Here is a 17,644-nt window from a genome sequence, read left to right as displayed (position 1 = left end):
GTTTTTGAATGCTAATAATCTGTAATAAATCAGATTACGCCACATGCAATACGTTCACCGCCACCGCCTAATGGCTGCGGTTCATCTGAATAGTTATCACCGCCTGCATGGACCATGATGGCACGACCCTGAACATCTGCCAGTTTCAGGCGTGGCGCAAGCAGAGTCACACGTGCTGTACCATCAGTGTTTACTTTAAGGGCTGGTAAGTCACCCAGATGACCCGTCATGGGTGTGCCATGATGAGGTGCCTGATTCGGGTTGTAGTGACTGCCGGCAGCAAGTGCAGCACCTGGTTTGCCATCTTTTTCACCCGGTGCACATGAACCATTTTCATGAATGTGGAAACCACGCTCACCCGCAGGAAGCTGTTTCAGGTTAGTACGAATCACCAGGCCCGCCGGGCTGTCACTCAATAATACGGTACCAATCGATTCACCGACGCCCTGTGCAGAGACTGCATTCAGGGTCACGGTTTTAACATTTTCAGTCGAAGTAGAGGTTGAAGCGCAACCGGTAAAAAGTGCGGCACTGACTGCGCACAAAGCTGTAAGTTTAAACAATGAAGACATAATTATCACACCTTGATCTTTATTCTGCTTTTCGGAATCTATTGAAACAGAGCAAGACCAAAAGCACTATGGAAAATCGGTACTTAAATGTTTTAATTTGTTTAAGCCAGTCAGTCTTGTGATTTCGGTGTCTTGTTGCGGCGCAGACGGAATTTTTTCTTCGGTTCAACCTCATGCGCCATAGTGGCTTTAGGCATCATCAAAGGTTCATTCAAGTTGCTTTCATGCAACCATTCACGCCAGATGGCCAGTAGTACGGCCAGAATCACCGGTCCAATAAAGACACCGACCAGACCGAAACTGGCAATGCCACCTAAGACACCAAACATGATCAGCAGGAATGGAATTTGTGTTGCACCTGAAATGACCAGTGGACGAATCACATTATCTGCCGTACTCACAATACAGACACCCCAGATCATGACTCCTACGGCTTCAATGGTTTGACCTTGCGAGAACAGCCATAGCGAAACTGCACCATAAGCAACAGGAGGGCCAAAAGGAATTAAAGCAAAGATAAAGGTGATAATGGTCAGTACCATCGGGTTCGGTACGCCAGCCACAAAGTAGCTGATACCTGCCAGTAAAGACTGGGCAATCGCCGTTAAACCTACGCCATAGACCACCGCACGTGTAGTATCCGAAATTGTAGCCAGATAATGATGAATACGTGGACCGACTACCATTTCAAAGGCTTTACGCACCTGATTCAGAATGGTATGGCCATCACGATAAAAGAAGAATAACGACAGCACGGCAAAACACAGCTTGAAGACGTTTTTACTGATTTCATTCAGCACAACTTTACCGTAATTCAGATGACCCTGAATCCAGACTGAAATGGTTTGTGCAATGCTATTTGGATCGGCATTAATCTCATTCAGGGTACGGGTAATTTCCTTACCCACAAGTGGCAGGCCGCGAATAAAATCAGGAACACTAAGATGACCTGAGAATACCTGTTTTTGTAATTCAAAATACAGATTCCGGCCTTCGTGTTGCAGCATAAAAATGGCAAAGATAAAAGGCAGACCAAATACCAGAATTACACCCAGAATCATTATAGTCGCGCTCAGCGTCGGCCGATTGCCACTCATTCTTAAGATCGACTGATACAGCGGCCAAGTCATGTACGCAATAATGGCTGCCCAAACTACAGGAATGATGAAATACTTGAGTATGTGAAAACTCAAAAAAATCAGAATGAAAAATAGTCCAAATAATAAGACTTTTTGTAGTGTAGGCGCGTACTGTTGCACTGAATTTAGAAGCTCATTTTTTTAGGTCGTGTCAGGCATATTAACTGAAAAAAAAGCGATCGAAAACGATAGTGCAGGAAGTAGTACGATTATTTTCCCAAGAATAAAAAGAAGAGGCTAAAAATAACAGAACTAGAACCATTGGCTTGGATCGTCAATAATGGCATTCAATAAAGGTTGCCATTGATCCTGTAATTCCCGGTACATCTTCTGCTGTTTATCAAAAATAGACAGGCCTTGCATCGCCAGTCGGCTATAGGGTGCCCGTTCAGAAATCCAGGTAACCGGTTGCTGATCAATTTTATTAAAGAATTGCTGAATGTCCTGATTACTGGCTGCATTAGGTTTGGTGCGGTTAGCGAGGAGCAGAATTTCAACCTTGCCTTTACGGATACGTTTAATATCCTGCAAATGTTTGAGAAAACGGCGCGTAGAATCAATATCAAAAAAAGAAGGCTGCAGCGGGATAATGATGGCATCCGCTTCACTAATTAGCTGTTCGGCATGATCTTCAGTCAGCGCTCCGGGTGCATCGATAATCAGATATTCCAGATTTTTAGGCGCATCCCCAATCGATTTGGCATTTCGCCAGTCCAGACTCTGAATCGGTGCGGCATCTTTTGGGCGATGTTTCAACCATTGCAAGGTCGATTTCTGGCTGTCCGCATCGGCCAGAGCAACTTTATAACCCTTTTGTGCCAGGGCAGCTGTCAGGCTAATCGCAGTAATGGTTTTACCACAGCCACCTTTCTGATTTGCAATTAAAATAGTTTTCATGACCCGGGATGATTTAATTCTGCTCCCGCCTAGCATATCATTCTTTGCAGGCTTACTGGATGGCAGACCCTTTCAACTTCAGTCGAAGGTAGGCAGCAAAATAAAGCAGATTAGGAAGATTGAATGTCCATTGGAATGGCTATGCTGATTGGTGCCTGTATTGGAGTGGTTTTAACTACCCTGATTCTGGGCCAGACGCGAAATGGTCGAATTAAAGCAGAATATGAACAATATATTGCCGAGCTGGAGCTGGAACATCAGCAAGCTTTAGTCGCTGCACAAAAACGCAGTGTAAATACCAGTCGCGCGGTACTCAAAGGCAAAATGGCCGAGCAGTTGGCACCGATCATGCCAGAGTTTCAATATCTACCTAGTGATGCCAAATTTTTAGGCGATCCGGTGGATTATGTAGTCTTTGATGGTTATACCGATTTTCGTGACGGTGAGGGACTGGCTGAAGATATTGAAGTGGTTTTGATTGATATTAAAAGTGGTGGTGCACGTCTGACCAAAGGCCAGATGGCAATTGCTCAAGCCATTCAGGAAGGGCGGGTACGTTTTGAGACCATCCGGATTGATTTTGAAGACTGAAGGACAGCGAGCTTCAACGCTACACTATGGATAAACTGATTATTGCCGCAGCACTGTTTGCGCTTGGACTATGGATCTGGTCGGAATACTTTCGGGCGATCCCGAATCTGGAGCAGGCCGGGGTACTCAAAAATTTTCAGGTAGAATCGATTGAGCCGCATCAGGCTGAATATCGCGTACTGGCTAAACAGTATTATGGGCCTGAGCGCCGTACCATTCATCCAGCCAGTCCGGTGGTGGGAAGTTTTAATGATCTGGCCTATGTCAGTAATATTGATCTGTTACTAGCAGTACCGGAAATATCCAGTGCTGTATTTAAACCATTCAAGCTTGAGCAGGACAGGCGTTGTTTTAATATGACCGCTACAGACGCACAAGCCAATCCTGCGAACATTCAACCTCATTTGCTGAACCTGAGTGTGATTGCCGCCAGCGAAGCTGTTGCCAATAAGGTTCGCCGTTTAAAAGCAGATCAGCGGATCTGGCTGCAAGGTGACTGGGTACAGGTCAAATTAGCGACCAGCCAGCAAGAATTTCAGGTTGGAAAAAGCAATCCAAAATCAGCCCAATGCCGCCTGTTTAGAATAACTGATTTAAAAGTGCTGGATTAAAGCGGTTTATGCGCTCTAGCTAACAGCATACGCTGGCCAATCTTTGGAATACCTTCTGCATCGATATAATGAACTTCATCCAGTTCAAACCCAACCTCTAAAAGAGCGGTTTCAATATCCCGGTTAAGATGACAGCCATCTGCTACTTTTTTCTGGATCGGGGTGAGTAAATGCTGTAAGCGCTGAATGTTGAGATGCTCTCGGTTTAATACATGCTCAACCAGATGAAATTGACCACCCGGCATCAAAACCCGATAAATTTCATGCAGACTTTGATGCAGATCCGGAATACTGCATAAGGTCCAGGTTGATACGATATTTTCCAAACTATTCTCTGCAAAAGGCAGGGCTTCTGCACGGGCCTGAATCTGTTCGACCGCAAAAGGGCTTTGACTGATACGCTGCTGAGCTAGTTTAAAAATGTCCGGGTTAGGTTCCAGCGCATAGACTTTATCGACGGCCTGATAAAAAGGCAGATTTAATCCTGTACCGAAGCCAATTTCCAGGACTTCACCTGTAATAGGCAATAATAATTCGCGGCGTAAATCCATCAGGGATGGGGTCTGCATGACCTGATTTAGCAAATGTGGAAAAATATGTTGTTGATAGAATTTATACAGCATGGTCGAATTCAAATTATTTTTAGACAGGCTTAGATTAACCGAAAATAATCAGATTAGCTAAAGCCCTCCGCTCACCAAAATTGATCAACTTGTTACTAATTTCAACTATTTATTCATTAAAAAAATCGTACTATCAAGCAAGATATTCTTGAAAAGATTTGATGGAATAAAGACAGAATTATGTTCAAACATCTTCGATACTATGCTTTGGCGGCCAGTCTTTTACTACCGCTTTATGGTCACACTTCTGTAGACCATAATGTTGCCAAAGGACTGCCACCGATGGCTAAAGACCAATCTATTTCAGTCTTGCAGCCGTTTAAAGGTGATTTCCGCATTCTGGGATCAAAAATTTATACCGACGATGAGCAGGCCAAGTTCTCTCCGATCGATTATGCGGTGAGTTGGGGGCTGTTTGCACAACCTGAAATTGCCCGGCACATTACAGTCAACCAGTATAACCGTTACCTGAACTGGAAAATGGATCGCGTGCCAGTGCCTATTGAACAGGCTAAACAGATGGTATCCAATATGCACATCATCCCTGCCAATCCACAAATTGCCAAAGCAATTAAACAGGTAAAACGGGGTGACTTGGTGCGTTTGCAAGGGGAACTGGTGGAAGTACGTGATAAAGACCTCGTCTGGAAATCCTCTTTAACTCCAACCGATACCGGTGATGGCGCTTGTGAAGTGTTTCGGGTCAGCTCAATCAAGTGGATTGAGAAAGTGGGTAAAGGTTAACACTGGAAAACTTATGGCTTTCTGAAAGGGTCGCTTGGAGTGCTTCAGGGTGACCAGGCTTTATTGATATTTAATTTATTTTTAGCCTTATAGTTTTTCATTTTTAAAGTGAACTACTTCTTCCAAAAAATAATTTTAATCTTAAATATGAATGTCATCTTGTTCTGTTATTTTGATATAAAAAACCGCCAGAAATAGGCGGTTTTTTATTTTAAAGACATGCTTATTTGGCAACCAGTGCTTCACCTTCAAAGGCAATGCCATCCCAGCCATTTTGCATGAACTGGCGGATATTCTGATGATCCGTTGCTTCTGGTGTGGCCAGTACAGCCGCATAGTGTTCTGCAAACAGGCTCAAGGTTTGTGCCTGATCCAGACCATTCAGTTTGGCAAATGAAAATACTTTGGCACTGCCTTGGTTTTCAGTGGCAGCATTAGCCTGTTGGCCATTTTTAAAAGCAGTAGGTGTATGAGCATAGTGCGCATCGATATATGCAATCACATCTGCAAATTTAGCTTCGCCCGCAGCCAATTGAGCCAGTAATTCCTGAGCCATGTGGATTCCCTCTAACTTAAATCAATTTGAATGGCGTCGAATATACCAATTTTTTGGCAAAGGTCCATGTTCATTCTGCAATTTTAGGTGCATGATGTTATTCATTATTCTCGTCCCACATGGTGGCTGAGAAAAGGTTTAAGATCGAATAAAGACGGAGTAGACATGAACTGGCTTTTGGTGGCAATGGGCGGGGCAATCGGGGCAACACTGCGTTATGGAGCAGGAATGTTGATTGCCAAGCCACAGATGCTATTTCCGTGGCCGACTTGGTGGATCAATATTATAGGCTGTCTGTGTGCCGGAATTTTCTTTGCCTTTAGCCAGAAATATAGTTTCCTGCAAACTGAAGCACGGCTATTTTTGATGGTAGGCATCTTGGGCGGCTTTACGACTTTTTCCAGTTTTGGACTAGAAACCTTTCAGCTGCTTAAGCAGGGTGCAGTCACGATTGCCCTCAGTTATGTGATCTCTAGTGTGATTGTCGGAGTATTGATGCTGGGTGTGGGCTTCTATTTAACTCAGCTGGCTTTAGCGCAGGCATAAAAAAGTCAGGAAATTGGAGGTAATTTCCTGACATAAACCGCGATTTAAATTGAGAGTAAAAATCGGAGGTTTTAAGTTTAACCACGTTTAAAACGGGCAAAACGTTTGTTAAAGCTCGCTACGCGACCTTCATTACTGGTTTGACGTTGCTCACCGGTATAAAACGGATGTGAAGCACTCGAAATATCCAGGGTGACATAAGGATAGGTCTTACCTTCATATTCCTTGGTCTGGCTAGAAGTCATGGTGCTGCCAATCACGAAGTAGGCATCAGCATTGGTGTCATGAAATAAAACTTCTCGATATTCGGGATGAATGTCTGGACGCATCGTAATATTCCTCTTGTAATTTAAGAGTAATGTTATAATGTAACATTTGATATTTCAAGTGAAGTAGGGTTACAGCTTGTAAGCTTATTACTTCAACTTAACTGCGACTTGGCACGATTTCTTCAAATACATCACTCAAATCATCATGTACTTTCAAATGAATCAAGTTCCAGTATTGTCCGGAAATAGTACGGTTCACCATCAGGGTATCTGGCGACGGTTTGAATACATCCCAATATTTCAGAGAAGGTTTGAGCAATTCCATTCCATCATGATGTGCTGAGTTTTTAGCAAAATCATAATTAGTGGTTAAAGGACGCATCAGCACTTCTAGCCATTGTTCATACAGATCGGCCGGGAATTTTCCGGTTTCTGTCAGGGTATGCAAGGCATCCAGTTGCTGTTCAATGGTCGAAATATCCTTGTCACGGGCTGCATGGATCAACTCTTTGAAATGAGTAATGATCTCGGTAGAAAGCGTTTTAACACCGCCGTAATCGTAAATAATCACCGAGCCATCTTCACGGAAGGCAAAGTTCCCTGGATGCGGATCACAATGGAAACGTTTCAGATAGAAAATTTCCTGACCAATCGCACGGAATAAACGGCGGCCTAGGGCATTACGGGTTTCTAGCGGCCATTGGCTGGCTGTTTCCATACTTTCACCCTGTTCCAAGCTTAGGGTCAGAATATGGCGGGAAGAATATTCACTAAATACTTTCGGAATCACAATTTGGTGATCGAGCGATTCATGAAAGGCACGTGCCACTTCCAGATTCTGAGCTTCAATTTCATAATTGAGTTCATTGTCCAGACTATGCTGGATTTCCTTGAATAGCTGATCCTGCAATTTGCGGTCAATTTTTAGTACACCCATCAAACGCAAGGCCAGACGAACCTGTTTCAGGTCACTTTCACAGGCTTCTTCCACTCCCGGATATTGCACCTTGACCACAACCTGCTGGCCATCGGGTAGCGTCGCTTTATGTACCTGTCCGATTGAGGCTGCAGCAAAAGGCTGCTCATCAAACTGCTGGAATAGGTCCTGCAAAGATTTTCCCAATTCTTTTTCGACCTGAGACTGAATCTCTTTAAATGGCATCGGTGGAGCCTGACGCTGCAATTTGGAGATGGCTCGAGCAACTTCAGGCGGGAAAATATCTTTATATTGTGAGGCAATCTGGCCGACTTTCATCACCGCACCTTTCATTTCCCCCAAGGTATCAGCAATCTGTACTCCAATATCCTGAAATAATTTACTGCGTGCAGTATTTTTCTGCTCTTCATCCGCAGTTAAATTTTTAATCGAATTGGATAGGGTTTTACTTGCAATACTTGCGGTCATTCCAGCCAATTTCATAAAGCGGCGACCAGGCGTTCGAGCCGTTTTTGCCATGCGAGATTCCTCAAAATCACCATTTTTATGGGTGTATTTGATCATAGGTGACAAACTATAAATTGCCTATATTTAATTGTAGATGTTATGTTGCAAAGCTTCTCAAAGTATTCATATTTACTTGATATTGTTCACTTGATTTATGCAATTTTTAAACCATCTTGGTGTCTGTACGGCAGTTTTTGAATCAATTATTTAATTATTCTGGAGAGAGCAAAGCATGATTTTTGAGTTCCTTTCCATGATGAAAGGCTTAAAATAATGGCATCTCAAGATCAAGAAATTTCAATGAAAGTCTATCGATATTTTACTGGTAAAGATGATGTGAATTTTTGTGCCCGTGTGACCAAGGCACTCAATGAAGGCTATGAACTTTATGGTGCACCGACCATGACCTTTAATGGAACAGATGTCATTGTCGGGCAAGTGGTGATTAAGGAAGTGGCGGATGAGTCGGAAATTCCACAGGGATTAAAAGATGCGTTAAATCATTAATTCAATGCATCTTTTTAAATAATAAGAGGATTAGGCATGCTGGCTTAAACGTTTATTATTACCATAAAGCCGTGCCAGCAGCAGGACACAAGCCACACTGAGACCGACAATCAGTCCGACCCAGACGCCTGCCGCCCCCATATCTCCAAACCGGGACAAATAAACCCCCACCGGGAAGGCAATCACCCAATAGGCAATCATGGTGATCCACATCGGGCCTTTGGTATCCTGCATGCCGCGCAGGCAACCTGCAGCACTGATCTGCCAGGCATCCATCAGCTGATAAGCCACAGCAAAGAGCACCAGATAAAGCGCAATCTGGGTCACCATCGGGTCAGAGGTATAGAGCGCTACGATTTCACTACGGAACACCCAGAGTAATAACATGATGAGCAGAGCCAAAATCGTCGCGGTCATCAGACCTAAGCCTTGTACTCTACGCATGGCATCCCAGTTCTGTTCACCATAATAAGTTCCCACCCGAATGGTTAGTGCAATGGCGAGAGACATCGGAATCATGAACAGCTGTGAGGTAACAGAAATAGCAATCTGGTGAGCGGCCACAATGGTTTCACCCAATGGGCTCAAGACTATCGCTGCGGTACTAAAAATACTCACTTCAAAGAAAATTGCCAGTCCGATCGGAAAGCCCAGCTTTAAAATCCGTTTCAGCCAATATCCGTTCAGCTTTTCCCAGTGACTAAATGGCTGACTACTTTGATAAACCCGATTTTTAAAAATATACAGCGCCAAGCTGAGTAACATTAACCATTGCAGAATTGCTGTGGCAAAACCACAACCGGCACTGCCCAGTGCCGGAATAGGGCCAACTCCATACATAAAAATGAAGTTTAATGGAACCAAAAGCAGTAGTGCCATGAGGCTAATAGCAGTGACCGGACGTGGATAACCAATGGCTTCAGAATAACCACGTAAAGCCGCATACATGGTCACAGCAGGCATACCAAAGCCGATGGCATGTAGGAACAGACCAGCCTTAGGTTGCAAGCTTTCTGGGACACCTAGTAAAGGTAAAGAGAGGGGCAAAACTTGTAAAACCAGACCCGCAATCACCCCAAGGATGAATGCGACCCATAATGATTGTCGCGCAATTGTGGCAATTTTCTCAGGTGTACGTGCACCTTTAGCTTCAGCGACTAGAGGCGTGGTGGCGATCATGATGCCACTGAAGAGTAGCATGACTGGAATCCAAAGACCGACACCGACCGCAATCGCTGCCAGATCAGTTGGTGAGAGACGCCCGGCCATAATGGTATCAATCAGGCCCAAACCTGCCTGGGAGAATTGTGTGACCAGAATGGGCAACATCAGATGGAACAGCTGTTTTAATTCATAACGACGGGTTGTGGCTGTCAAAACATTCGACACAAAAATTACTCATTAGTGATCATGTGCTTAGAGATAAGGTTTAGCGTTGTAAAGTGAGAAGCACACCAATAAAAATCACCACGCCACCTAAAAGACGTTGCCAGTTCACCGGCATTTTTTCATTGCCCAGCAGACCAAACTGATCGACGATCATGGACATCACCATCTGACCAAAAATAATCATTCCGGTCAGTGTCAGGAAGCCCATTTTAGGTGCAGCATAAATGCTCATGCTGATCGCATAAACACCCAAAAAACCACCTAACCAGAGATACCAGGGAATTGCCATCAGCTCCTGTAAGCCTGGTTTGGGATGTGACTGAAACAGCACGATGCCGGCAAGTACTATTGTACCAATCAAAAAGGAAAAAAATGCAGCTTGAATAGGAGAATATAAATATTCTTTTAATTGGGTATTAATAGCCGTCTGTAAGGTCAGCAAGACCCCGATTGCAAAGACCAAAGGCAATAAAATAAGGAGCTGGGAGGATATTTTCATAATTTTAACTATCTAATTCTATTTAAATTTTTAAGCATTAGGTGATGGCGATTTTAATTTTAGCAGTGTTGTTGCCGAGTCATGTTAAAATTACGCTAGATCTTGTAGTTGTTTTTGAGTAGTTCTTTGGCTGAATTGAATCTTGCACTTATTCCCTTATCCCTGTATATCCATATGCCGTGGTGCGTACGTAAATGTCCGTATTGTGACTTTAACTCGCATGCCGTGCCTGATGGGGAATTGTCTCTCGAGCTGGAGCGGGAATATCTGCATGCGCTGGTAGAGGACTTTAAAACTCAGGTTGATTTTGCCCAAGGCCGTTCGATTCATAGTGTATTTATCGGTGGGGGAACGCCATCACTGATCTCTGCTGCAGGTTATCAGTGGCTGTTTACCGAACTGAAAGCACTGATTCCTTTTGAAGAGAATTGTGAAATCACACTGGAAGCCAATCCAGGTACGGTGGAGCATGATCCATTTGCTGGCTATTTAGCAGCTGGTATTAATCGTCTGTCGATTGGCGTGCAAAGTTTTAATACCGAACACTTAAAAAAGCTGGGACGAATCCATAGCAATGAAGATGCGATCTCGGCGATTGGCCTGGCGCGTGATGCTGGTTTTCAACGGATTAATGTGGATTTGATGCATGGCTTACCTGAACAGACACTAGAGCAGGCACTCAATGACCTGAAACTGGCAGTCGAGAATGGTGCTACGCATATTTCCTGGTATCAGTTAACTATTGAGCCGAATACTGTGTTTTTCCGTACTCAGCCGATTTTACCGGTCGATGAAGTACTGGAAGAGATTCAGGAACAGGGCGAGGCCTATTTAAAAGCCAATGGCTTTATCAATTATGAAGTCTCTGCCTGGCGTAAAGAATTACCCTCGGCACATAACCTGAATTACTGGCAATTTGGTGATTATCTGGCCATTGGAGCAGGGGCGCATGGCAAAGTGACTCAACCGGATGGTGTTTACCGTTTCCAGAAAACCCGTTTGCCCAAAGACTATTTAGCCAAAGTGCCAGCAGAACATTTGCAGTTTAAGCGCATCGAAGCGGCAGATATGCCGTTTGAATTTATGATGAATGCCTTACGTTTAAATGAGGGTGTGGAAGCGAAGCTTTATCTTGAACGAACAGGCTATAGTCTGGATACACTGGATGAATTGCTGACTTCATTGCGCCAACGTCAATTAATGGTAGAAGATACAGAACGTCTGGCATGTACTGAGCAAGGTCACATCTTTTTAAACTCTGTGCTGGAAGAATTTCTTTAATTGCCTAATCTATCCGAATAATTAATCAAGTTTAAAAAGAAAAAGCCCGATGAGTTACATCGGGCTTTTTCTTCTCTGTCCACTATGCATTTAAGCCATTCGGATTAACGATACTTAGGCGGTAACTTGTGATGCGGGCCATTGTGATGGTTTTTGTTGAAGAAGCCTTTATGGTCTTTCTTGCCAAATTTATCATGACGATCATGCTGGTTAAAATGCGCTTTAGGAGGTGCTTTATGGAAACCACCTCTAATGCGGCATTGGTTTCTTATCAAAATGATGCGCTGATGGCGTTGGATGACGATGATCCGGTCCAGGCGCCGCCATTGCAGACATGGTAGCTGTTGTTGCAATCAAGCCAATCATTAAAGAAAAAACTAATTTTTTCATGATCATACTCATATTTATTCAATGATTTCATCATAGGAGTCAGTGATGTAGGGAAGATGGAGCCATAGACAACACTTTTGTAAATTTCAGGATTTTTTTAATTTTGTATTTAAGTAATTAATAAATAACAATTTCTATTAAAACTTCTATATTTTTATGTGCAATTTTTGATTTTAAAATCATCAAAATTCTTCTCAGTTTCTTCATGTTTTAACATGACTAAAATCAGATGAAGAGATTTGGGACAAGATGATGAATGAAAAGCGAATATTTTTAATTATCTTTAAAATTTAATTAATTGATCTAGAAACTAAAATTAGCCAATTTAAGGTACAAAAAAGCACTCTAATGAGTGCTTTTTTTCATCTTCGCAATATTAGATTGCAGTGATGTTAGTCGCTGTAGGACCTTTTTGGCCTTGAGCTACGCTGAAAGAAACCTTTTGGCCTTCAGCTAAAGTTTTGAAACCTGAACCTTGGATTTCGCTGAAGTGAGCGAAAACGTCTGGACCATTGTCTTGTTGAATGAAGCCAAAACCTTTAGTTTCGTTGAACCACTTTACTGTACCGGTAACTGTGTTAGACATAATATAACCTATTGAATCTTATGGATTTATAGTCAAAATTTCAGATGACTAGCTGTAACTTTGAAAAATAAAAAGGATGGAGCTTATTGATCTTTAAAACGAAGGTTTATGACTAAAACTGCGATACTTAAAAGAAGACTAACCAAAACAAGAATTTTTCTAGTTATCGCCATCATACCCTGTATTTATAGATATTCAAGTAAATTATATGGATTATTTAATAGACGTCTGAAAATTATAGATATAAATTTGTGTAGTTTGTGTACGCAGCAGATTTTTCTTTGTATCAACTCATCATTTTGACATATGAAAAAGAGCGCCGTAGCGCTCTTTTTAAAGCTAAAACCTAAACTTTTGACTTAGTAATCAAAGCTGAAGTGTTCTGCTGCCAGTGAAGTCATGGTTTTGGATGGATTCACCATTGCTTCAGCATGGCCTTGGGCACGTGGCAATAAACGCTCAAAGTAGAAATCAGCAGTTTTAATTTTCGCTTTGTAGAACTCTGGAACTTCTGCACCATCACCAGCAACCAGTTTCGCTGAAGCCACTGCAGCTTGTTGTGCCCAGAAGTAAGCCATCATTACATAGCCTGAGAACATCAGGAAGTCCACAGAAGCAGAGGATACGATGTCACGGTCTTTACGTGCTGCCAACATGATGCGTACAGTGAGTGCATTCCACTGTGCACATAGCTTGGTCAGGTCCCAGGCAAAACGGCGCATGTATTTATTACGTGCATGCTGACCACAGAATTTCAGAATTTCAGCGGTATAATCACGGATCACTTTACCTTTAGAGGTCAGCAGAACTTTACGACCAATCAGGTCAAGCGCCTGAACGCCAGTCGTTCCTTCGTACAGGGTAGAGATACGTGAATCACGAACGATTTGCTCCATGCCCCATTCTTTGATGTAACCATGACCACCAAATACTTGCATACCGTGGTTCGCTGCTTCATAACCCATTTCAGTCAGGAAGCCTTTCAGAATAGGGGTATAGAAACCTAAGTGATCATCCTGCTGTTCAAATTCAGCAGTATCACCACGCAGCAGAGCATCATTCATGTTATCTGCGATTTGTGCAGCATGATAGATCATGGCACGACCACCTTCAGCAATCGCTTTCTGGGTCAACAGCATACGGCGTACATCAGCATGGTGGATAATCGCATCCGCCACTTTTTCTGGATCTTTTTTACCAGACAGGGCACGCATCGACATACGTTCTTTGGCATATGGCAATGCACCCTGGAACGATAGTTCTGCATGACAGATACCTTGGATTGCGGTACCAATACGCGCGGTATTCATGAAGGTAAACATGGCATGCAAGCCTTTGTTTGGCTCGCCAATTAAATAACCTACTGCATTGTCAAAGTTTAGTACCGCTGTTGCAGAGGCACGGATCCCCATTTTGTGTTCAATCGAACCACAGTTCACCGCATTGCGTTCACCAATACCGCCATCTTCAGTGGCAATAAATTTCGGTACGATGAACAGGGAAATGCCTTTGGTGCCTTGTGGCGCATCTGGAAGGCGTGCCAAAACGATGTGCACGATATTTTCAGTTAAATCGTGTTCACCCGCAGAAATGAAGATTTTGGTACCAGAAATCGCATAAGTACCATCAGCTTGCGGTTCTGCTTTAGTTTTTACCTGACCCAGGTCGGTACCACATTGTGGCTCAGTCAGACACATGGTTCCTGACCAGGTACCTGCAACCAGATGCGGTAGATAGGTGTTTTTCTGCTCGTCAGTACCATACTGGATGATGGTATTGATACAGCCCACGCTCAAACCTGGATACATCTGGAAAGACCAGTTTGCCGTACCCATCATTTCTGATTTGATCAGGTTTAAAGACATCGGCAGGTTTTGACCGCCAAATTCTTCAGGATAAGACAGACCTTGCCAGCCACCTTGTACGAACTGATCATAAGCTTCCTTGAAGCCTTTAGGTGTGCGTACTTCGCCATTTTCAAAATGACAGCCTTCTGCATCGCCGGTCTGGTTCAGTGGAGAAAGTACATTTTCACAGAAATCTGCCGCACCTTCTAGAATCATGTCTACCGTATCTGCATCGGCATATTCGCCATTTGACAGTTTTTGGTAATGTGCAGGGTAATCAAGCACTTCATTCATTAAGAAGCGAATATCACGTAAAGGAGCTTTATATGCTGGCATGCGTTTAATCCTGATTAAAATAGTTTTGGATTATCTTTATCGATTCTATGATTATTCACATTGAGGATAAAAAAACATTGATAAAGACAACAAATAAAAATGTCAGAAAAGCGAATCGAGAAGATCAGACAAGTTTAAAGATTAAATAACGGAACTCTCCATCTTTAAATAAGGCACTTATATTGAAAAATGCTTATCTGTCTGGACTTTAATCAATATTTAGGGAGATTGTCTAGGGGTATTTTTGTATGAATTGTACACGAATGTTAGGGTCTAATCATTGGATAAATCATGTCATTAAATCCAATTTAATTTTATTATTTTTAATGAAAGGAAAAGAGCGAACGGATTAATGGCTAACCCGTTCATCTCAAAAATATTCAGAATTAAAGAAAATCTTTCAGCTCAGGTTTTACTCCGTTCCAGATATAAAAAGATTCAATGGCCTGACCGACTAGCATGCCGAAACCTTCAGAAGTAGGGACGCCACGGGCTTTGGCTTGATCTAAGAACGTGGACGGTTTGCCATAGGCCATTTCATAGGCATGTTTAAACTGTAGGGCTTCAGGTAGTACCAGCGCATCACCGCTAAGACTGGCAGAAGTCGCATTAATCACGATATCAAACTCACCAGCTAAATCAGTTAAGGCAATGGCTTGTAACTCTGCTTGAGGCACAGCGTCTTTTAGATCGGCAACCAGTTGTTCTGCACGTGACAAAGTACGGTTAGCAATGATAATCTTCTTCACACCAGCCTGTACCAATGGATAGATCACGCCGCGGGTCGCGCCACCAGCACCAATAATTAGGATATCGGTATTTTCCAGAGTCCAGTCAAGAGCACGAATAGCCTCGACTAAGCCTTGTCCATCAGTATTGTCGCCATGCAGAATGCCATCTTTCATCCATAGGGTATTCACGGCTTTGGCGATTTTGGCATGTTCGGTAAGGACCTGGCACTGGGCAAAGGCCTGTTCCTTGAAGGGCACAGTCACATTCATGCCAATACCGCCTTGAGCAAAAAATTCCTGGATATTGGCTGTGAAACCATCCAGTGGGGCAAGGCGTTTGGTATAGGTCAGATCGACCCCGGTTTTGGCAGCGAAAGCCTGATGCAGTTCAGGAGAGCGTGATTGTTCGATGGGGTTGCCAATGACGGCAAATTGCTTGCTCATTTCACCATGTCCATGTGCGGAAATGGCCATTAATATACGTGAAAATGCAGGAGGGCTAAAGCCTGTCAGCAGTGAAAAGCAGGCTAAAGATTAAAGGTTTAGGAACTACAGATCTCAATAATATGTTCGACAAAGAGCAAGACCATACTAAATAAGGTTCCGGCAATCGTGAGGACACTCACAGAAATGGCAACTACATCTAGAATCAGGTTATGACTGATGACAGCGGTACTAATCGCACTAATACCAAGCGCCAGAAATAGCCAAAAGGCCAACGTAGCAGGATTAAGGTGAAGCTTAAACATTGTTATTTTTACCTAGCAGAATTTATCTTTATCAGAGTTAAGATCAAGGAGTAGATCCTGAAATATCTTTCTGAGTTGCAGTATAGAGGATTTATCCATTAAAAAAGCCCTTCATCTGAGGGCAATTTGTATTTAAATATTTTGATTGCTTTATTTTGTTTTTAATTCTGTTAACCAGTCATGTGGTTTAAGGTAGTAATCGGTTAAACGTTTTTCTGGCGATCCTTCAGCCCATTCCGGGCGGTATAACCAACCGGTAAGAGGTGGCAGGCTGACTAGAATTGATTCAATCCGGCCACCCGTCTGCAGACCAAACAGTGTGCCACGGTCATATACCAGATTGTATTCCACATAACGGCCACGACGATACAGCTGGAAATCACGTTGTGCTTCAGTATATGGCTTGTTCTGATTGCGCTGGAAAATTGGCAGAATGGCCTCTAAATAGCCATTGCCTACGGCCTGCATATATTGGAAACAGGTTTCAAAATCCCATTGATTCAGGTCATCAAAGAATAGGCCGCCGACACCGCGCTGCTCATCACGATGTTTTAGATAGAAATAATCATCACACCATTTTTTATGTTCCGGATAAACCTCTTCGCCAAAAGGTGCACACAGGTCATATGCGGTCTGGTGCCATGAAAGCACATCTTCATCATTTGGATAGAAAGGGGTGAGGTCAAAACCGCCACCAAACCACCAGACCGGATCCTGACCTTCTTTTTCCGCTACAAATAAACGTACATTGGCATGTGAGGTCGGGACGTTCGGATTTTTGGGATGGATGACTAAAGATACACCCATGGCTTGGGCTTTAGCTCCGGCTATATTCGGATGACGTTCAGTGGCGGAAGCGGGCAGTTTGGAAATATTGATGTGAGAGAACATCACACCGCCTTTTTCAATTACCGTACCATTTTGCAGCACGCGTGAGCGGCCACCGCCACCTTCAGGACGTTCCCAGTCATCAATCACGAATTCAGCCGTGCCGCCACCGGCACGTTCCTGCTGTTCCAGCGCGGCACAAATCCGGGCTTGCAGGTCGAGGAGAAAATCGCGAACGCGTTGAATATCTGCAGAGGTAGGATGCTGCATCAGAACCCTCATAGGGAAATAAAAAGACTGATGACATCAAAGCATAAAATGGCCTAAAAATTAAGGTGTTTTTCTAGATGCTCACCATTTGTAACAACATTCAACCTAATGTTTTAGAAGGATGTGTAGTGCATTAAATCCGACCAGGCTACTAGGTTGAATTCTTTTTTTGAGCTCCGCACAATAACCTTAACAGCGCTCTATGCAGCGCATTAACCTGACTGATAAGGTGGTAGGCA

The 17,644-nt window shown here is 43.3% G+C and carries 21 protein-coding genes; 7 read left to right on the top strand and 14 right to left on the bottom strand.

Annotated elements, in window-relative coordinates; genetic code table 11:
* Nucleotides 1-29 precede the first annotated feature (29 nt).
* The 3 genes from sodC to FTV34_RS07715 form a co-directional block, all read right to left on the bottom strand.
* On the bottom strand, nt 30-572 hold the full coding sequence (sodC, locus tag FTV34_RS07725; protein ID WP_180003255.1) for a superoxide dismutase family protein: 543 nt from the start codon (nt 570-572) through the stop codon (nt 30-32).
* A gap of 110 nt (nt 573-682) precedes the next feature.
* A complete protein-coding gene (locus FTV34_RS07720) occupies nt 683-1,831 on the bottom strand; it encodes an AI-2E family transporter (protein ID WP_180069793.1) in 1,149 nt (382 codons plus the stop codon).
* 132 nt (nt 1,832-1,963) lie between these two features.
* Nucleotides 1,964-2,608, bottom strand: a complete 645-nt coding sequence (locus tag FTV34_RS07715; RefSeq protein WP_179992145.1) for a ParA family protein — start codon at nt 2,606-2,608, stop codon at nt 1,964-1,966.
* Nucleotides 2,609-2,731: 123 nt separating this feature from the next.
* Between FTV34_RS07715 and FTV34_RS07710 the strand changes: the two genes are divergently transcribed.
* Nucleotides 2,732-3,199 carry a Holliday junction resolvase-like protein gene (locus FTV34_RS07710; protein WP_004787020.1) on the top strand — a complete coding sequence of 156 codons (468 nt, stop codon included), beginning with the start codon at nt 2,732-2,734 and terminating at the stop codon, nt 3,197-3,199.
* Nucleotides 3,200-3,225: 26 nt separating this feature from the next.
* Nucleotides 3,226-3,810 carry a hypothetical protein gene (locus FTV34_RS07705; protein ID WP_180069790.1) on the top strand — a complete coding sequence of 195 codons (585 nt, stop codon included), beginning with the start codon at nt 3,226-3,228 and terminating at the stop codon, nt 3,808-3,810.
* On the opposite strand, the gene FTV34_RS07700 is transcribed toward FTV34_RS07705, so the two are convergent.
* The gene (locus FTV34_RS07700; RefSeq protein ID WP_180069787.1) at nt 3,807-4,433 is read right to left on the bottom strand and encodes a class I SAM-dependent methyltransferase; all 627 of its coding nucleotides are present in this window, start codon (nt 4,431-4,433) and stop codon (nt 3,807-3,809) included. The two genes, FTV34_RS07705 and FTV34_RS07700, sit on opposite strands and share 4 nt — an antisense overlap.
* A 180-nt stretch (nt 4,434-4,613) precedes the next feature.
* Here FTV34_RS07700 and FTV34_RS07695 point away from each other — a divergent pair, with 180 nt between their 5' ends.
* Nucleotides 4,614-5,177 (top strand): hypothetical protein, encoded by a 564-nt coding sequence (locus tag FTV34_RS07695; protein WP_004787012.1) that lies wholly within the window; start codon nt 4,614-4,616, stop codon nt 5,175-5,177.
* A 223-nt stretch (nt 5,178-5,400) separates the two neighbouring features.
* Here the strand turns inward: FTV34_RS07695 and FTV34_RS07690 are convergent, their stop codons facing one another.
* Entirely contained in the window at nt 5,401-5,733 is a 333-nt protein-coding gene (locus FTV34_RS07690; protein ID WP_180032186.1) for a HopJ type III effector protein, read from the bottom strand.
* Between the two features lie 165 nt (nt 5,734-5,898).
* Between FTV34_RS07690 and crcB the strand changes: the two genes are divergently transcribed.
* The gene (gene crcB, locus FTV34_RS07685) at nt 5,899-6,279 is read left to right on the top strand and encodes a fluoride efflux transporter CrcB (protein ID WP_180069784.1); all 381 of its coding nucleotides are present in this window, start codon (nt 5,899-5,901) and stop codon (nt 6,277-6,279) included.
* A 77-nt stretch (nt 6,280-6,356) separates the two neighbouring features.
* Here crcB and FTV34_RS07680 read toward each other — a convergent pair whose 3' ends face one another.
* Nucleotides 6,357-6,608, bottom strand: coding sequence for a type B 50S ribosomal protein L31 (locus FTV34_RS07680; RefSeq protein WP_004787006.1), 252 nt, complete (start codon nt 6,606-6,608; stop codon nt 6,357-6,359).
* Nucleotides 6,609-6,705: 97 nt separating this feature from the next.
* Nucleotides 6,706-8,004 (bottom strand): AarF/ABC1/UbiB kinase family protein, encoded by a 1,299-nt coding sequence (locus FTV34_RS07675; RefSeq protein ID WP_180069780.1) that lies wholly within the window; start codon nt 8,002-8,004, stop codon nt 6,706-6,708.
* A gap of 288 nt (nt 8,005-8,292) precedes the next feature.
* On the opposite strand from FTV34_RS07675, the gene FTV34_RS07670 reads away from it, so the two are divergent.
* Nucleotides 8,293-8,499 (top strand): DUF1737 domain-containing protein, encoded by a 207-nt coding sequence (locus tag FTV34_RS07670; protein WP_180069889.1) that lies wholly within the window; start codon nt 8,293-8,295, stop codon nt 8,497-8,499.
* Nucleotides 8,500-8,529: 30 nt separating this feature from the next.
* Here FTV34_RS07670 and FTV34_RS07665 read toward each other — a convergent pair whose 3' ends face one another.
* Nucleotides 8,530-9,888: an MATE family efflux transporter gene (locus tag FTV34_RS07665; RefSeq protein ID WP_159122649.1), complete on the bottom strand. Its 1,359-nt coding sequence runs from the start codon at nt 9,886-9,888 to the stop codon at nt 8,530-8,532.
* A 40-nt stretch (nt 9,889-9,928) separates the two neighbouring features.
* On the bottom strand, nt 9,929-10,387 hold the full coding sequence (locus FTV34_RS07660) for a DMT family transporter (RefSeq protein WP_004786999.1): 459 nt from the start codon (nt 10,385-10,387) through the stop codon (nt 9,929-9,931).
* Between the two features lie 126 nt (nt 10,388-10,513).
* Here FTV34_RS07660 and hemW point away from each other — a divergent pair, with 126 nt between their 5' ends.
* Nucleotides 10,514-11,668: a radical SAM family heme chaperone HemW gene (gene hemW / locus FTV34_RS07655; protein ID WP_180069778.1), complete on the top strand. Its 1,155-nt coding sequence runs from the start codon at nt 10,514-10,516 to the stop codon at nt 11,666-11,668.
* A 131-nt stretch (nt 11,669-11,799) separates the two neighbouring features.
* Nucleotides 11,800-12,009 carry a hypothetical protein gene (locus FTV34_RS07650; RefSeq protein ID WP_180069763.1) on the top strand — a complete coding sequence of 70 codons (210 nt, stop codon included), beginning with the start codon at nt 11,800-11,802 and terminating at the stop codon, nt 12,007-12,009.
* Between the two features lie 425 nt (nt 12,010-12,434).
* On the opposite strand, the gene FTV34_RS07645 is transcribed toward FTV34_RS07650, so the two are convergent.
* The 5 genes from FTV34_RS07645 to hemF form a co-directional block, all read right to left on the bottom strand.
* Nucleotides 12,435-12,644, bottom strand: a complete 210-nt coding sequence (locus FTV34_RS07645) for a cold-shock protein (protein ID WP_004786992.1) — start codon at nt 12,642-12,644, stop codon at nt 12,435-12,437.
* 359 nt (nt 12,645-13,003) lie between these two features.
* Nucleotides 13,004-14,827 (bottom strand): acyl-CoA dehydrogenase C-terminal domain-containing protein, encoded by a 1,824-nt coding sequence (locus tag FTV34_RS07640; RefSeq protein WP_166135889.1) that lies wholly within the window; start codon nt 14,825-14,827, stop codon nt 13,004-13,006.
* Nucleotides 14,828-15,213: 386 nt separating this feature from the next.
* A complete protein-coding gene (gene aroE / locus FTV34_RS07635) occupies nt 15,214-16,002 on the bottom strand; it encodes a shikimate dehydrogenase (protein WP_180069761.1) in 789 nt (262 codons plus the stop codon).
* 98 nt (nt 16,003-16,100) lie between these two features.
* Nucleotides 16,101-16,307 carry a hypothetical protein gene (locus FTV34_RS07630; RefSeq protein WP_180069759.1) on the bottom strand — a complete coding sequence of 69 codons (207 nt, stop codon included), beginning with the start codon at nt 16,305-16,307 and terminating at the stop codon, nt 16,101-16,103.
* A gap of 150 nt (nt 16,308-16,457) precedes the next feature.
* Nucleotides 16,458-17,405 carry an oxygen-dependent coproporphyrinogen oxidase gene (gene hemF / locus FTV34_RS07625; protein ID WP_180069730.1) on the bottom strand — a complete coding sequence of 316 codons (948 nt, stop codon included), beginning with the start codon at nt 17,403-17,405 and terminating at the stop codon, nt 16,458-16,460.
* Nucleotides 17,406-17,644: the final 239 nt, after the last annotated feature.

Source organism: Acinetobacter sp. YH16038 (assembly GCF_013417275.1).
Lineage (GTDB): Bacteria > Pseudomonadota > Gammaproteobacteria > Pseudomonadales > Moraxellaceae > Acinetobacter.
This window is presented reverse-complemented; position numbering and strand designations above follow the sequence as displayed.

What these genes read in the sequence shown, in the direction of transcription:
- sodC (WP_180003255.1), bottom strand. Translation starts at nt 572, where the DNA reads ATGTCTTCATTGTTTAAACTTACAGCTTTGTGCGCAGTCAGTGCCGCA.
- FTV34_RS07715 (WP_179992145.1), bottom strand. Translation starts at nt 2,608, where the DNA reads ATGAAAACTATTTTAATTGCAAATCAGAAAGGTGGCTGTGGTAAAACC.
- FTV34_RS07710 (WP_004787020.1), top strand. Translation starts at nt 2,732, where the DNA reads ATGTCCATTGGAATGGCTATGCTGATTGGTGCCTGTATTGGAGTGGTT.
- FTV34_RS07705 (WP_180069790.1), top strand. Translation starts at nt 3,226, where the DNA reads ATGGATAAACTGATTATTGCCGCAGCACTGTTTGCGCTTGGACTATGG.
- FTV34_RS07700 (WP_180069787.1), bottom strand. Translation starts at nt 4,433, where the DNA reads ATGCTGTATAAATTCTATCAACAACATATTTTTCCACATTTGCTAAAT.
- FTV34_RS07695 (WP_004787012.1), top strand. Translation starts at nt 4,614, where the DNA reads ATGTTCAAACATCTTCGATACTATGCTTTGGCGGCCAGTCTTTTACTA.
- FTV34_RS07690 (WP_180032186.1), bottom strand. Translation starts at nt 5,733, where the DNA reads ATGGCTCAGGAATTACTGGCTCAATTGGCTGCGGGCGAAGCTAAATTT.
- crcB (WP_180069784.1), top strand. Translation starts at nt 5,899, where the DNA reads ATGAACTGGCTTTTGGTGGCAATGGGCGGGGCAATCGGGGCAACACTG.
- FTV34_RS07680 (WP_004787006.1), bottom strand. Translation starts at nt 6,608, where the DNA reads ATGCGTCCAGACATTCATCCCGAATATCGAGAAGTTTTATTTCATGAC.
- FTV34_RS07675 (WP_180069780.1), bottom strand. Translation starts at nt 8,004, where the DNA reads ATGGCAAAAACGGCTCGAACGCCTGGTCGCCGCTTTATGAAATTGGCT.
- FTV34_RS07670 (WP_180069889.1), top strand. Translation starts at nt 8,293, where the DNA reads ATGAAAGTCTATCGATATTTTACTGGTAAAGATGATGTGAATTTTTGT.
- FTV34_RS07660 (WP_004786999.1), bottom strand. Translation starts at nt 10,387, where the DNA reads ATGAAAATATCCTCCCAGCTCCTTATTTTATTGCCTTTGGTCTTTGCA.
- FTV34_RS07650 (WP_180069763.1), top strand. Translation starts at nt 11,800, where the DNA reads ATGCGGGCCATTGTGATGGTTTTTGTTGAAGAAGCCTTTATGGTCTTT.
- FTV34_RS07645 (WP_004786992.1), bottom strand. Translation starts at nt 12,644, where the DNA reads ATGTCTAACACAGTTACCGGTACAGTAAAGTGGTTCAACGAAACTAAA.
- FTV34_RS07640 (WP_166135889.1), bottom strand. Translation starts at nt 14,827, where the DNA reads ATGCCAGCATATAAAGCTCCTTTACGTGATATTCGCTTCTTAATGAAT.
- aroE (WP_180069761.1), bottom strand. Translation starts at nt 16,002, where the DNA reads ATGAGCAAGCAATTTGCCGTCATTGGCAACCCCATCGAACAATCACGC.
- FTV34_RS07630 (WP_180069759.1), bottom strand. Translation starts at nt 16,307, where the DNA reads ATGTTTAAGCTTCACCTTAATCCTGCTACGTTGGCCTTTTGGCTATTT.
- hemF (WP_180069730.1), bottom strand. Translation starts at nt 17,405, where the DNA reads ATGCAGCATCCTACCTCTGCAGATATTCAACGCGTTCGCGATTTTCTC.